This is a genomic window from Pseudomonas sp. CH235 (assembly GCF_004368175.1).
Classification (GTDB): domain Bacteria; phylum Pseudomonadota; class Gammaproteobacteria; order Pseudomonadales; family Pseudomonadaceae; genus Aquipseudomonas; species Aquipseudomonas paraglycinae.
In genome coordinates, this window is the sequence record NZ_RRZJ01000004.1 from 254,442 (window position 1) to 268,701 (window position 14,260).

11 protein-coding genes are annotated in these 14,260 nt (G+C 61.3%); 7 read left to right on the forward strand and 4 right to left on the reverse strand.

Annotated features, from left to right (window positions below):
• The first annotated feature begins 3 nt into the window (after window positions 1-3).
• Genes EIY71_RS06780 through thiO form a run of 4 tightly spaced genes read left to right on the forward strand, consistent with a single transcriptional unit; the run spans window position 4 to window position 5,136 of the window.
• Entirely contained in the window at window positions 4-483 is a 480-nt protein-coding gene (locus EIY71_RS06780; protein WP_085747720.1) for a PilX N-terminal domain-containing pilus assembly protein, read from the forward strand.
• Entirely contained in the window at window positions 470-3,562 is a 3,093-nt protein-coding gene (locus EIY71_RS06785) for a pilus assembly protein (protein WP_134021060.1), read from the forward strand. The genes EIY71_RS06780 and EIY71_RS06785 overlap by 14 nt, the downstream gene beginning before the upstream one ends.
• Window positions 3,563-3,577: 15 nt before the next feature.
• Window positions 3,578-3,979 (forward strand): type IV pilin protein, encoded by a 402-nt coding sequence (locus EIY71_RS06790; protein ID WP_039771691.1) that lies wholly within the window; start codon window positions 3,578-3,580, stop codon window positions 3,977-3,979.
• A gap of 56 nt (window positions 3,980-4,035) precedes the next feature.
• Window positions 4,036-5,136: a glycine oxidase ThiO gene (gene thiO / locus EIY71_RS06795; RefSeq protein WP_085747723.1), complete on the forward strand. Its 1,101-nt coding sequence runs from the start codon at window positions 4,036-4,038 to the stop codon at window positions 5,134-5,136.
• A 59-nt stretch (window positions 5,137-5,195) separates the two neighbouring features.
• Here thiO and EIY71_RS06800 read toward each other — a convergent pair whose 3' ends face one another.
• The 4 genes from EIY71_RS06800 to EIY71_RS06815 form a co-directional block, all read right to left on the reverse strand.
• Entirely contained in the window at window positions 5,196-6,542 is a 1,347-nt protein-coding gene (locus tag EIY71_RS06800) for a sigma-54 dependent transcriptional regulator (protein WP_129972811.1), read from the reverse strand.
• The gene (locus EIY71_RS06805; RefSeq protein ID WP_085747725.1) at window positions 6,539-8,128 is read right to left on the reverse strand and encodes a PAS domain-containing sensor histidine kinase; all 1,590 of its coding nucleotides are present in this window, start codon (window positions 8,126-8,128) and stop codon (window positions 6,539-6,541) included. The genes EIY71_RS06800 and EIY71_RS06805 overlap by 4 nt, the downstream gene beginning before the upstream one ends.
• On the reverse strand, window positions 8,118-8,351 hold the full coding sequence (locus EIY71_RS06810) for a PP0621 family protein (RefSeq protein WP_085747726.1): 234 nt from the start codon (window positions 8,349-8,351) through the stop codon (window positions 8,118-8,120). Before EIY71_RS06810 ends, EIY71_RS06805 begins: the two co-directional genes overlap by 11 nt.
• A 125-nt stretch (window positions 8,352-8,476) precedes the next feature.
• Window positions 8,477-9,493, reverse strand: a complete 1,017-nt coding sequence (locus EIY71_RS06815; RefSeq protein WP_085747727.1) for an outer membrane protein assembly factor BamD — start codon at window positions 9,491-9,493, stop codon at window positions 8,477-8,479.
• 152 nt (window positions 9,494-9,645) lie between these two features.
• Here EIY71_RS06815 and rluD point away from each other — a divergent pair, with 152 nt between their 5' ends.
• From rluD to clpB, 3 genes are all read left to right on the forward strand, one after another.
• Window positions 9,646-10,608 (forward strand): 23S rRNA pseudouridine(1911/1915/1917) synthase RluD, encoded by a 963-nt coding sequence (rluD, locus tag EIY71_RS06820; protein ID WP_085747728.1) that lies wholly within the window; start codon window positions 9,646-9,648, stop codon window positions 10,606-10,608.
• On the forward strand, window positions 10,605-11,327 hold the full coding sequence (gene pgeF / locus EIY71_RS06825; protein ID WP_129972813.1) for a peptidoglycan editing factor PgeF: 723 nt from the start codon (window positions 10,605-10,607) through the stop codon (window positions 11,325-11,327). The genes rluD and pgeF overlap by 4 nt, the downstream gene beginning before the upstream one ends.
• A gap of 129 nt (window positions 11,328-11,456) precedes the next feature.
• Window positions 11,457-14,021 carry an ATP-dependent chaperone ClpB gene (gene clpB, locus EIY71_RS06830; protein ID WP_085747730.1) on the forward strand — a complete coding sequence of 855 codons (2,565 nt, stop codon included), beginning with the start codon at window positions 11,457-11,459 and terminating at the stop codon, window positions 14,019-14,021.
• The last annotated feature ends 239 nt before the right edge of the window (window positions 14,022-14,260 follow it).

Sequence of the window (14,260 nt, forward strand, 5' to 3'; positions counted from 1 at the left end):
GCGATGAACGTTTCTCTCCATCGGCGACGGTCCCAGGGCGGCATGGTGTTGCTGGTCAGTCTGGTGTTTCTGCTGCTCCTGACGGTGATCGGCCTGTCATCGATGCAGAGCGCCAACCTGCAGGAAAAAATGGCTGGCAGCGTGAGCCTGCGCAATCAATCGTTCCAGACTGCCGAGGCGGCACTGCGTATCGGTGAAAGTGCGGTGCAACTGGACGGCTACGCGCTGGCGGTGTGCGCCAGCACCACTCAATGTGCGCCGCCGGCGGAATCCTCGGTGGTCAGCGCAGCGGGGCTCAACTCCACGTCGGGCGTGACCTGGATCGCCGCTGGCAGCGGGTTCTACGGGGTGCAGAACATCGGCACGACCCTGACGGCGGTGAATGTGCCGAGCAACACCTCGGCGACTTTGTACAGGGTCACGGCCGTCGGCATCGCCGGTACTTCGCGCAGTGTGGTGGAGAGTGTTTATGCTAAGTACTGAGCGACGCTTCAAGTGGCTGTCGCTGCTGCTCGGCATGCTGACCGGGCTTTATCTGGCTGCACCGGCGTTTGCTTTCACGCCGTCCGATTCGCCGCTGTTGAGCGCGGCGGCCGTGCCACCGAACGTGATGTTGATGATCGACGACTCGGGCAGCATGAACAGCATCATTTATGCGACGGGTTTTGATCCGACCGTGGATCGCACGGCGGCCCGCCAGTGCAACGCGGTCATCGGCCTGTGCCTGAGCTCAACTGCCATTACCGGCGATACGATCTTTCTGTCGAGCCTGCCAACCTCCGGCTGCTCCGGCGGTGCCTATGCGTTCTACAACAACAGCCTGACGCCGCTCTGCCTGAAGCTGCCGGATCCGGTGGGTAGCGGCAACACTCGCTATTCGGCGGATTACATTTCCTATGTGGTCGGGCTGGCGATCAACAACGGCACGCGCGACTTCACCACCGGCGCGATTCCCAACGACTACCGGATCAACGTGGCGCGCAACGTTTCCACCGCACTGGTCACCAGCAACCGCAACCTGCGCATGGGTCTGGCCACCTTCAACCCGGCCACCAGCAATAACCCTGGCAACGGTGGTTTCATTGCCCGCTCCATCAGCGACCTGTCACCGGTCAGCGGCAGCGTGACCCAGGCCCAGGCCGACACCAACTACAACGCACTGATTTCGTCGATCAACGGCCTGAGCGCGGTGGCCAACACGCCGCTGGCCGAGACCTACTACGAAATCACCCGCTACATGCGCGGGATGGCGCCGTACTACAACAGCACGCCGAGCACTTACACCAGCCCGATCCAGTACCGCTGCCAGAAAAACTACGGGGTGGTCATTACCGACGGTTTGCCGACCTACGACCGCACCTTTCCGAGCAATGATCCACTGGGTGGCAGCCGCTTGCCGAACTGGGACGGCATCAACAATGACGGGAACAACCTGAACGGGGACGGGGAGGGCGATACGCTGTATCTGGACGATATCGCCAAGTTCGCCTTCGATATCGACATGCGTTCGACCGGTACCGACGCGGCAGGCAAGAGCTGGAATGCGGTGGATTTTCCCAGGCAGAACATGAACACCTACACCGTGGGTTTTACCGCTTCCAACGACATGCTCTCGGACGCCGCCGATTACGGACAGGGCCGCTACTACCAGGCGACCGACAGCGCCGGCCTGAATGCCGCGCTGTCCTCGGCGTTGAGCGACATCACCTCCAAGGCCGGCTCCGGCGGCAGCGGTGTCGCCAGCGGGACGACGCTGGCGAGCGGCACCAGTTATTTCCAGACCAGTTATGACCCCAAGGACTGGCGCGGCACGATCAAGTCCTTTGGCTTCAACTCGGCCGGGGCAGTCAACACCTCGGCGGTATTGTGGACCACCGACACCGCCATCGTGCCCGGCGCTACCGCGCCGACCTACCAGTCGTGGAACACCCTGAACAACGCGGCGGTGACGCTGGCTTACGGCAATTTCTCCCCGGCCCAGCAGACCGTTCTCAGCCAGGGTTTACCCGTCGGCATCAGCGGCATCGACCTGGTCGAATGGAGCAAGGGCACCAACAAGGCCGGGCTCAAAGTGCGCAGCGTATTGCTCGGGGACATCATCAACTCGCCGCTCGTATTGGCTTCGCCCACGGAAAAAACCGCTTCCGATCTGGCCGGTGACACCACCTACAGCACCTACCTGACCACCAAGGCTTCGAACATGAATGCCAGCCTGGTGGTGAACGCCAACGACGGTTTTGTCAGCGTCATCAACTCGGCCAACGGTACCCGGCGCTATGCCTACATGCCGTCCAGCGTATTGCCCTCGCTGCGCCTTATTGCCGATCCGAACTACGTCAACGGCGTCAGCCACAAGTTTCTGGTGGATGGTCAGATCGGTGTGTTCGACGCGCAATTCGGCACGGCCTGGAAAACCCTGGCCATCGGCGGGACGGGGGCCGGTGGCAAGAGTTTCTACGGGCTTCAGCTGTTCGACGCCTCGGCGGGCAACGTTATCCGCGCCTTGTGGGAAGTCAGCGCGCCCGCCACCGCCAGTACTTCCAACGCTTTCAATGATCTGGGTTACGCCTATGCCCGTCCGGAGGTGGCACGCTTGGCCGATGGTCGCTGGGCGGCGTTCATTGCCAACGGTTACGGCAGCAACTCCGGGGTGGCGGCGCTGTATGTGCTGGATGTGCGTGACGGCTCGCTGATCAGGAAAATCGTCATCGACAGTACGGAAACCACCAACGGTTTGTCCTCGGTGAAGCTGCGGGTCAATTCGCAGAACGTGGTACAGGCCGCATATGGTGGTGACTTGAAGGGGCGCTTGTGGAAATTCGACCTGAGCGCCACGTCGTCCGACAGCTGGGGCGTGGCGTTTTCCGGCAAACCGTTGTTCACCACGGCTGGCGGGGCAACTCAGCCAATCACCGCGCAACCGTTGCTGGCGGACAATGCTCTGGGCGGCAAACAGATTTTCGTCGGCACCGGCAAATTCAATGAAACCGCCGACAAGACCAACAAGGATCTGCAGGCGTTCTATTCGGTGTGGGATGCCGATGGCGGGTCGGGCCAGATCACAGTCAGCAGTTTGCAGGCGCAGGCGATTACCGGGGTGTTCTCCGGCAGTACCGGGCAGTTCGTCACCACCAGCCAGAACGACACGACCTATCCAGCGGAGAAGGGCTGGTACCTGCCGCTGGTGTACAACAACGCGTTGACCGGCGAACGGGTGATCAACCAGGCCAGTCTGGTGCTGGGACGCATCGTGTTCACCACGGCCAGTGTCGATACCACCGACCCGTGTTCCAGTTTCGGTACCGGCAAACTGATCGAACTCGATGCGTTCAGCGGTAAGATGCTCAACTACGCGGTGCTCGACACCAACGCTGATGGCGTGGTCGACAGCAACGATACGATTTCCAGCGGCGTGGTGTTCACCGGCGGTATCCCGACCCTGAACGCCATCGTCAACGGTGCATCACGCAAGGTCGTGAACGATTCCAGTGGCGGTATCACCACCCTGGTGGAAAAATCCGGCGGCGGCAGCCGTCGTATCATGTGGCGCCAAATTCAGTAAGCGAGAGTTCGAGGCATGCGCAGATCCAACCGAGGTTTCACCCTGATCGAAATCATGATCGTGATTGCGATCATCGGTATCGTCATCACCATCGGCTATCCGAGCCTCACCGAATACGTGAAGAAGGGCCGCCGTGCCGACGTGGTCAGCAATTTGTCGGAACAGGCACAGATCCTCGAACGCTTCTATTCGAAGAACAACGTCTACACCGGTGTCACCGGGTTGAGCACCGGCAACGATTTCTACACCATCACGCCGACGATCACCGATCAGACCTTCCTGCTGACTGCGACCCGCAAGACCGGCACGGCCATGGCCACTGACAAGTGCGGGGATTTCACCCTCACCAACACCGGTGTCAGAAGCATGAACAACGCGACCACCGGGCTGACCACCAAGGATTGCTGGGGCCGCTGAGCCGCTTAATTTCGGGCGCCATTTGCGCCCACTGTCTTTTTACGGTTGGATCAAACATGACCAGGCAACAGCAAGTGGTGATTGTCGGTGGCGGAGTGATTGGCCTGCTCACCGCGTACAACCTCGCCTCCGAGGTCGGCAGCGTGGTGCTGCTGGATCGTTCGAACGTCGGCCAGGAATCGTCCTGGGCCGGCGGCGGTATCGTCTCTCCGCTGTACCCGTGGCGCTACAGCCCTGCCGTCACCGCGCTGGCGCACTGGTCGCAGGATTTTTATCCACAACTGGGCGAACGCCTTTTTGCCGATACCGGGGTCGATCCCGAAGTGCACACCACCGGCCTGTACTGGCTGGACTTGGATGACGAATCTGAAGCGCTGGCGTGGGCCAAAAGGGAAAACCGCCCACTGCGGGCTGTGGATATCTCGGCGGCGCATGATGCGGTGCCGGTGCTCGGTGGCGGTTTTTCCCGGGCGATCTACATGGCCGACGTAGCCAACGTGCGCAATCCGCGGCTGGTGAAGTCTTTGAAAGCGGCGTTGCAGGCGCTGCCGAACGTGACGATTCACGAGCAGTGTGAAGTCAGCGGGTTTGTCCGTGATGGCGAGCGGGTGGTAGGCGTGCAGACTTCCACGGGTGTGATCGCTGGCGATCAGGTCGTTTTGACCGCAGGCGCGTGGAGCGGCGAATTACTCAAGACTCTGAATCTTTCCCTACCGGTGGAGCCGGTGAAGGGCCAGATGATTCTCTACAAGTGCGCGGCGGATTTCCTGCCGAGCATGGTGCTGGCCAAGGGGCGCTACGCGATTCCGCGCCGCGACGGGCATATTCTCATCGGCAGTACGCTGGAGCACGAAGGCTTCGACAAAACCCCGACGGACAATGCGCTGGAAAGCCTCAAGGCATCGGCGGTCGAACTGTTGCCGGCGCTGGCCGATGCCGAAGTGGTGGGGCACTGGGCCGGGCTGCGGCCGGGCTCGCCCGAAGGCATTCCTTACATTGGCCGGGTTCCGGGTTTTGACGGTCTGTGGCTGAACTGCGGGCATTACCGCAACGGGCTGGTGCTGGCGCCTGCATCCTGTCAGTTGTTTGCCGATGTGATGCTGGGGCGTGCGCCGATCATTGATCCGGCGCCGTATGCACCGGCCGGACGGATCTAGTCAGTTTTTCTTTCGGCGACTGACAAATCGCTTTCGCGGGCAAGCCCGCGAAAGAGGCGTTAATCCAGACCCAGCTTCTTCAGCCTGTAGCGCATCGACCGAAACGAAAGACTCAACCGCTGCGCTGCCGCCGTGCGATTCCAGCGAGTCTCCTCCAGCGCCTGCAGAATCAGTTTGCGTTCGACGCTCTCCAGATAGTCTTCCAGGTTGTCGATTTGCGTGAGATCGGCAATACCACCTTCAGCGGCGGCGTTTCCTTCACTCAGGCGTAAATCCTCGGCCTCGATCGTGCGGTTTTCACACAGGGTGTGCGCCCGCTCAAGCACGTTCTCCAGCTCCCGCACGTTGCCCGGAAAACGGTAGTTTTTCAGCGCCTCCAGGGCATGAGGATGAAGACGTGCAGCCGGTTGCCCGGTGCCATTGGCCAGGCGCTTGAGCATATGGACGGCCAGTGCTTCGATGTCCTCGCGACGTTCGCGCAGGGACGGCACACGCAGTTCGATCACGTTGAGCCGGTAATACAGATCCTGACGAAAACGCTCGGCAGACACTTCCGCGTCGAGGTCCTTGTGCGTTGCGCAGAGGATGCGCACATCGACCACGGTTTCCTGTTGCCCGCCGACGCTGCGCACGGCTTTTTCCTGGATCGCCCGCAGCAGCTTGACCTGCATCGGCAGCGGCAGGTCCGCCACTTCATCGAGAAACAGCGTGCCGCCATGGGCCGCTTGAAACAGCCCCGGTTTATCCTCCACCGCACCGCTGAAACTGCCTTTGCGGTGGCCGAAGAACTCGCTTTCCATCAACTCAGACGGAATCGCCCCGCAGTTCACCGGCACAAATGGCTGGCTGGCGCGCGGGCCCTGCTCATGAATCAATCGGGCCACCAGTTCCTTGCCACTGCCGGACTCGCCGCTGATGTAGACCGGCGCCTGGCTGCGGGCCAGTTTGTCGATCTGTTTGCGCAGGCTGCGCATCGGCGGAGAGTCGCCAAGCAACCGCCGGTCGATCGAAGTGCAGACATTGCCCGGCGCCGGCATGCGCAATGCCGAGCCGACCAGCTCGCGCAGGCGTGTCAGGTCCACCGGTTTGGTCAGGAAGTCGAAAGCCCCGGCTTTCAGGGCGTTGATCGCCGTTTCCAGGCTGCCGTAGGCGGTGATCATTGCCACCGGCAGTTGTGGATAACGTTGCTGAATGTGCTGCACCAGTTCCAGGCCGGTGCCGTCGGGCAGGCGCATGTCGGTCAGGCACAGATCGAAGGTCTCGCGGTGCAGCAGCGCCTGGGCTTCATTGAAATTGCGTGCGCTGAAGGTGTCGAGTTTCATCCGTCCCAGGGTAATTTCCAGGAGTTCGCGGATATCCGGCTCGTCGTCGACGATGAGGATTTTTTGCCGTGGGCTCGTGTTCAACTTTGTTTCCGTCCGTGAGCAAAGGTGATGCGAAAGCAGCCGCCGCCTTGGCGTGATTTGAAGTCTAGGCGCGCTTGATTGCTTTCGCACAGCTCACGGGACAGATAAAGCCCAAGGCCGGTGCCCTGGCTGCTGGTGGTAAAGAACGGTTCGAACAGGTGAGCCTGCTGATCCAGCGGCACGCCGGGGCCGTTGTCCTGCACTTCGAGCACGGCCAGCGTGCTCTCGGGGTCGATGGACAGCGTCAGCCAGACCTCGGCCGGATCGTGCAAAAGGGCGCTGTGGCGCCAGCCGTTGCGTAACAGATTGTCGAGAATCTGCGTGAGCTGGCCGGGATCCATCAACGTGCGGAAATCCCCCGGGCCGATGTGCAGATGAATGTGCTGGCGCTCGCCGGCCTGTTCGCGGCTCTCGCTGACGAACTGCTCCAGCCACGGTTTGAGATCCAGCCGTTGCGGCGCGCTCTGCTGGCGGCGGGACAGTTGCAGGACGTTTTCGATGACTCGGTTCATGCGCAGGGAGTGGTCTTGAATGATCTGCGTCAGACGCCGATCCGCGCCGTCGAGTTCCTCGGATTCCTGCAACAGCTGCGCGGCATGACTGATGGCCCCCAGCGGATTGCGGATTTCATGGGCGATACCGGCGGTCAGCCGGCCCAGCGCGGCCAGTTTCAATTGCTGGGCCTGCTGGGCGATCTGGGCGAGGTCTTCGAGAAACACCAGGGTCTGGCGATTCGGGCTCTGTTCCAGGGCGATGAAGCTCGGCTGCAGCTCCAGGCCGTTGCCGGCGATTTTCAGGCTTTGCGGGCGCAGGGTCGGGTTGTTCAGCCACAGTTGCAGGCGTTCGACCAATGCGCTCGAGTGGTCGTCGATCAAGTCGCCTTCAAGGTGCGTTTGTCCCAGCAGGGCCTTGGCGCTGTGGTTGGCCAGTTGCACCCGGCGCTGTTCGTCGAGCACCAGAATGCCGGTGCGCATGCGTTGCAGGATCAGCGCGTTGAGGGCTTCGAGCCCCACGACCTCGCTGGCGCGCAACTCGGCCAGGTTCTCACTGACTTCGAGACGACGGATCAACCCTTGCACCAGCAGCGAGGCGGCAAAGCACAAGGCGCCGAGGGTGCCGGCCTGCAGATAGTCGTTGGCGCTCAGGGGATGGCTGAAACTCAGCAGAAAGCTGAGCCCGACGATGCCGAGGGTGGCGACGGCGGCGATCAGCAGGCCGATGCGTCGTCGCAGCAAGGTGTTGCTGATGGCCACCGAAACGATCAGCAAGTTGCCGATCGCACTGGCCACACCGCCCGCTGCGTAGAACACGCCGCACAGCAGCAGAATGTCGACCAGTGCCAGAGCGAACAACTGGGCTGGGCGGCGGATGTTCTCGAGAAACACCACCAGCAGGATGTTCAGCACCAGGTACAACCAGCTGCCATTGCGCAGCAACTCGTCGTTGGCCGAGGTCAGCAGGCGGTTGTCCATGTTGCTGGAGATCAGCAACACCAAGGTGATGCCGACACTCAAACGGTACAGATGATAGAGGCGCAGCAGTCGCTGGGCCTGTTTGCTGTCGGCGTTTTCGGCCTCAGCGATCACTGGAACCGGGGCCTTGCTCAAGGTGAGCCTGGCTGCAATACCACTGCTGTTGAAGGTTCAGCGCGCGGTCGCGGGGCAGGTGCACGCCGCAGTGGGCGCAGCGCACCATCGGTGCGGCATCCTGTTCGCGAGGCGGTCGGGCGGACGAGGCGGGGGCCTTGAATTTGCGCCACAACCAGACAGCAGCGGCGATCAAGGCAATCCAGAACAGTAAACGAAGCATGATGGGCGGCTTTTCGGCTAATGATTCGGCAGTTTAGCCAAGGACCCGACAAGCGCACAGCCCAATCACACGCCGCAATAAAAAGGGAGATCCGAAGATCTCCCTTTTTTGCATCACCGAAGTGATCAGTCGAACAGACCGAAGGTCATGTAGCTGAAGATGGAACGGTCGCTGTCGCTCGACTCCGGTTCCGGCTCTTCGATCACGTCGCCGTTTTCGTCTTTTGGCTTGAGCTCGTTCGGGATCGCGTCTTTCGCGTCCTGGAACTGCTTCTGCACGTCCTGGTTGGCGCGGGTCTCTCCCGGCGGCAGCGGCGGACGGGATTCGATCAGGCCCAGAGTGGCCTTGCTCAGGAACGAACGGTTGTCGGCTTCGGCAACGCGAGGCACGAACTGACCGTCCTGCAGGCTCGGGTGGTTCGGGTAGTTGAGCTTCAGGGTTTCCAGGCTGGTGGCCGCCAGTTCGTCCAGATGCAGACGCTGGTAGGCTTCGGTCATTACCGCCAGGCCGTCGCCGACCGATGGGGTCTCCTGGAAGTTTTCCACTACGTAACGGCCACGGTTGGCAGCGGCGACATAGGCCTGACGGGTCAGGTAGTAGTCGGCCACGTGGATTTCGTAGGAAGCCAGCAGGTTGCGCAGGTAGATCATGCGCTGCTTGGCGTCCGGCGAGTAGCGGCTGTTCGGGTAGCGGCTGGTCAGCTGGGCGAACTCGTTGTAGGAGTCGCGGGCGGCGCCCGGGTCACGCTTGGTCATGTCCAGCGGCAGGAAGCGCGCCAGCAGGCCGACGTCCTGGTCGAACGAGGTCAGGCCCTTCAAGTAGTAGGCGTAATCCACGTTCGGGTGCTGCGGATGCAGACGAATGAAGCGCTCGGCGGCGGACTTTGCAGCTTCCGGCTCCGAGTTCTTGTAGTTGGCGTAGATCAGTTCCAGCTGTGCCTGATCGGCGTAGCGACCGAACGGATAACGCGACTCCAGAGCCTTCAGCTTGGCTGTGGCGCTGGTGTAGCTGTTGTTGTCCAGGTCCTGTTGAGCCTGCTGGTACAGCTCGGCTTCACTCAGGTTTTCGTCTACGACTTCCTTCGATGAGCAAGCAGCGGTCAATGCGAGGATGGCGATCAGCAGCAGGTGTTTCACTTGCATGGCGGCTTGCGTCCCTATGACGGCCGCTGTCTTGGGCGGGGCCGTCCTGTTATGATGAGCGCCCCGTTGAAAAGCCCCGGGGCAAAAGACGCCGTATTTAACCACAAGCGCGCAGCCGAAACCAAAGGCTGTAGCCGACGCCCAGTCCGAGCATGTCCGATAAAATTGAACTTCGCGCAGAGGTGCCGTCCGAATTGGGCGGCCAACGCCTCGATCAAGTCGCCGCCCAACTCTTCGCCGAGCACTCGCGCTCGCGCCTTTCCGCCTGGATCAAAGAAGGTCGCCTGACTGTGGACGGGGCGGTCATCCGCCCGCGCGACATCGTTCATGGCGGTGCCATCCTTGAGCTGACTGCCGAGCAGGAGGCCCAGGGTGAATGGGTCGCTCAGGACATCGAACTCGACATCGTCTATGAAGACGACGACATTCTGGTGATCAACAAGCCTGCGGGCCTGGTGGTGCACCCGGCTGCCGGTCACGCTGATGGCACCTTGCTGAACGCCTTGCTGCACCACGTGCCGGACATCATCAATGTCCCGCGCGCCGGTATCGTGCATCGTCTGGACAAGGACACCACCGGTCTGATGGTGGTGGCCAAGACCATTCAGGCGCAGACCAAACTGGTCGCGCAGCTGCAAAGCCGCAGCGTCAGCCGGATCTACGAGTGCATCGTGATCGGCGTGGTGACCGCCGGCGGCAAGATCAACGCCCCGATCGGTCGTCACGGCCAGCAGCGCCAGCGCATGGCGGTGATGGAAGGCGGCAAGCCGGCCGTCAGCCACTACCGCGTGCTGGAGCGCTTCCGCTCCCACACCCACGTACGGGTGAAGCTGGAAACCGGTCGTACTCACCAGATTCGCGTGCACATGGCGCACATCAACTTCCCGTTGGTCGGCGACCCGGCGTACGGCGGTCGTTTCCGCATTCCGCCGGCCGCGAGCCAGACCATGGTCGAATCCCTCAAGCACTTCCCGCGTCAGGCCCTGCACGCGCGGTTCCTTGAGCTGGATCACCCGACCACCGGTGAGCGCATGAGCTGGGAATCGCCGCTGCCGGAAGATCTGGTGTGGCTGCTGACCCTGCTCAAACAGGACCGCGAGGCATTCATCGGATGAACTGGCTGACGCCGGACTGGCCCGCGCCGGCCAGCGTCAAGGCCTGTGTCACCACTCGCGAGGGCGGCGTCAGCGAGGCGCCGTTCGACAGCCTCAACCTGGGCGATCATGTCGATGACCGTCCCGAGGCCGTCGTCGAAAACCGTCGGCGCCTGACCGAACACTTCTCTATAAAGCCTGTCTGGTTGCAGCAAGTGCACGGGATTGCCGTGGCGCATGCTGATTCGTCCGTGGTGGCCACGGCGGATGCCAGCTGGACGGCAACACCCGGTATCGCGTGTGCGGCGATGACCGCCGACTGCCTGCCGGCGCTGTTCTGCGACCGTGCCGGTACTCGCGTCGCGGCGGCTCATGCCGGTTGGCGTGGATTGGCGGCCGGCGTGCTGGAGGCCACCCTCGACAGTCTGGAAGTGCCCGCCGAAGACGTTCTGGTCTGGCTCGGCCCGGCCATCGGCCCGCAAGCCTTTGAAGTCGGCCCGGAAGTCCGGGAAGTCTTCATCAATCAATTGCCCGAAGCCGAGACAGCCTTTGTCCCGAGCCACAACGCCGGCAAGTTCATGGCCGACATCTATGAGCTGGCGCGACTGCGTCTGGCGGTTCGTGGTGTCACCGCTGTTTATGGTGGCGGTTTCTGTACCGTGACCGATCCGCGCTTCTTTTCTTATCGCCGTGCGTCACGTACCGGTCGCTTTGCCTCCTTAGTCTGGCTTACCCGCTAAACTCTCTGATCTGCATCAACTCCCTGACGCTTGAATCTTCCAGAATCGACCGCATCTATAGCGGTATCTGGCAGGTTTCTTTATTCAGGACGGTTTTCAGGTCCGGCCTGCTCAAAAGGAAGGTGACCCATGCGTATAGACCGTTTAACCAGCAAATTGCAGTTGGCGTTGTCCGATGCCCAATCTTTGGCCGTCGGCCACGATCATCCAGCCATCGAGCCGGCGCATTTGATGCAGGCCATGCTTGAACAGCAGGGTGGTTCGATCAAACCCCTGTTGATGCAGGTGGGCTTCGACGTCAACAGCTTGCGTAAAGAGCTGACCAAAGAGCTCGATCAATTACCGAAAATCCAGAACCCGACCGGCGACGTGAACATGTCGCAGGATCTGGCGCGTCTGCTCAATCAGGCCGACCGTCTGGCCCAGCAGAAGGGCGACCAGTTCATTTCCAGCGAGCTGGTGCTGCTCGCCGCGATGGACGAGAACAGCAAGCTTGGCAAGTTGCTGCTCGGCCAGGGCGTGAGCAAAAAGGCGCTGGAGAATGCGATCAACAACCTGCGCGGTGGCGAGGCGGTGAATGATGCCAACCACGAAGAGTCGCGTCAGGCGCTGGATAAATACACCGTCGACCTGACCAGGCGCGCCGAAGAAGGCAAGCTTGACCCGGTGATCGGCCGTGACGACGAGATCCGTCGCACCATTCAGGTTCTGCAACGCCGCACCAAGAACAACCCGGTGCTGATCGGCGAGCCTGGCGTGGGTAAAACCGCGATTGCCGAAGGACTGGCCCAGCGCATCATCAACGGCGAAGTGCCGGATGGCCTGCGCGGCAAGCGCCTGCTGTCTCTCGATATGGGGGCGCTGATTGCCGGTGCCAAGTATCGTGGCGAGTTCGAAGAGCGCCTGAAAGCGCTGCTCAACGAGCTGTCGAAGCAGGAAGGGCAGATCATTCTGTTCATCGACGAACTGCACACCATGGTCGGCGCCGGTAAAGGCGAAGGCTCGATGGACGCCGGCAACATGCTCAAACCGGCCCTGGCCCGTGGTGAGCTGCATTGCGTCGGCGCGACCACGCTCAACGAGTACCGCCAATATATAGAGAAGGACGCGGCCCTCGAGCGGCGCTTCCAGAAAGTGCTGGTGGACGAGCCGAGCGAAGAAGACACCATCGCGATCCTGCGTGGCCTCAAGGAGCGTTACGAGGTTCACCACAAGGTGGCGATCACCGACGGCGCGATCATCGCGGCAGCCAAGCTCAGCCATCGCTACATCACTGACCGGCAACTGCCGGACAAGGCGATCGACCTGATCGACGAGGCGGCCAGCCGCATCCGCATGGAGATCGACTCCAAACCGGAAGTGCTGGATCGTCTGGAGCGGCGCCTGATTCAACTGAAAGTTGAATCCCAGGCACTGAAGAAAGAAAGCGACGAAGCGGCGATCAAGCGCCTGGAAAAACTCCAGGAAGAAATCGTCCGCCACGAGCGTGAGTATTCGGATCTGGAAGAAATCTGGAACTCGGAAAAAGCCGAGGTGCAGGGTTCTGCACAGATTCAGCAGAAGATCGAACAGTCCCGTCAGGAACTGGAAGCCGCGCGCCGTAAAGGCGACCTGAACCGCATGGCCGAGTTGCAGTACGGGGTGATCCCGGATCTGGAACGCAGCCTGCAAATGGTCGACCAGCACGGCAAGAGCGAAAACCAGTTGCTGCGCAGCAAGGTGACCGAAGAGGAAATCGCCGAAGTCGTTTCGAAGTGGACCGGTATTCCGGTGTCGAAAATGCTCGAAGGCGAGCGCGACAAGCTGATGAAGATGGAAAGCCTGTTGCATCAACGCGTGATCGGCCAGGACGAAGCAGTGGTTGCCGTGGCCAACGCGGTGCGGCGTTCCCGTGCCGGGTTGTCCGATCCGAATCGCCCGAGCGGCTCGTTCATGTTCCTCGGCCCGACCGGTGTCGGTAAAACCGAGCTGTGCAAGGCGCTGGCCGAATTCCTCTTTGATACGGAAGAGGCGATGGTGCGGATCGACATGTCCGAGTTCATGGAGAAACATTCCGTGGCACGGCTGATCGGTGCGCCACCGGGCTACGTCGGCTACGAAGAGGGCGGTTACCTGACCGAAGCGGTACGGCGCAAGCCTTACTCGGTGATCCTGCTGGACGAAGTCGAGAAGGCGCACCCGGACGTGTTCAACATCCTGCTGCAAGTGTTGGAGGATGGCCGTCTGACCGACAGTCATGGCCGCACGGTGGACTTCCGCAATACCGTGATCGTCATGACCTCCAACCTCGGTTCGATGCAGATCCAGGAACTGGTCGGTGATCGTGAAGCGCAACGGGCAGCGGTGATGGATGCGATTTCCACCCACTTCCGTCCGGAGTTCATCAACCGGGTCGACGAAGTAGTGATCTTCGAGCCATTGGCGCGGGATCAGATCGCGGGCATTACCGAGATCCAGCTGGGCCGTCTGCGCAGCCGTCTGGCCGAGCGCGAGCTGAAGCTGGAGCTGAGCCCGGAAGCGATGGACAAGCTGATTGCCGTCGGCTACGACCCGGTCTACGGCGCACGGCCGCTGAAGCGGGCGATCCAGCGCTGGATCGAGAACCCGTTGGCGCAGTTGATCCTGTCGGGACGCTTCATGCCGGGCGAGACTGCGACCGGTGTGGTGGAGAACGACGAGATCACGTTCAACTGACGCTCGACGGTGGTGAAGTAATCAAGGCCTCGCAATGCGAGGCCTTTTTTTTCGCCAGGCTGTTGAACTCAAAGGAAAAGGCTTGTAAAGTGCGCCCCGCAGTCAGTCACCAACACGGTTTCAGCTCACTGGGCAGAAATCTGAAATAAGTTGCAAATCATTAACTTGAAAGCAATTTAGGGGGTTGACAGAGGTGTTCTAGGTTGTAGAATAGCGCGCCTCAGACACACGAACGCAGC

Coding starts and splice junctions, on each gene's coding strand:
- thiO (WP_085747723.1), top strand. CDS start 4,036: ATGACCAGGCAACAGCAAGTGGTGATTGTCGGTGGCGGAGTGATTGGC.
- EIY71_RS06790 (WP_039771691.1), top strand. CDS start 3,578: ATGCGCAGATCCAACCGAGGTTTCACCCTGATCGAAATCATGATCGTG.
- pgeF (WP_129972813.1), top strand. CDS start 10,605: ATGAACTGGCTGACGCCGGACTGGCCCGCGCCGGCCAGCGTCAAGGCC.
- rluD (WP_085747728.1), top strand. CDS start 9,646: ATGTCCGATAAAATTGAACTTCGCGCAGAGGTGCCGTCCGAATTGGGC.
- EIY71_RS06810 (WP_085747726.1), bottom strand. CDS start 8,351: ATGCTTCGTTTACTGTTCTGGATTGCCTTGATCGCCGCTGCTGTCTGG.
- EIY71_RS06780 (WP_085747720.1), top strand. CDS start 4: ATGAACGTTTCTCTCCATCGGCGACGGTCCCAGGGCGGCATGGTGTTG.
- EIY71_RS06815 (WP_085747727.1), bottom strand. CDS start 9,493: ATGCAAGTGAAACACCTGCTGCTGATCGCCATCCTCGCATTGACCGCT.
- clpB (WP_085747730.1), top strand. CDS start 11,457: ATGCGTATAGACCGTTTAACCAGCAAATTGCAGTTGGCGTTGTCCGAT.
- EIY71_RS06785 (WP_134021060.1), top strand. CDS start 470: ATGCTAAGTACTGAGCGACGCTTCAAGTGGCTGTCGCTGCTGCTCGGC.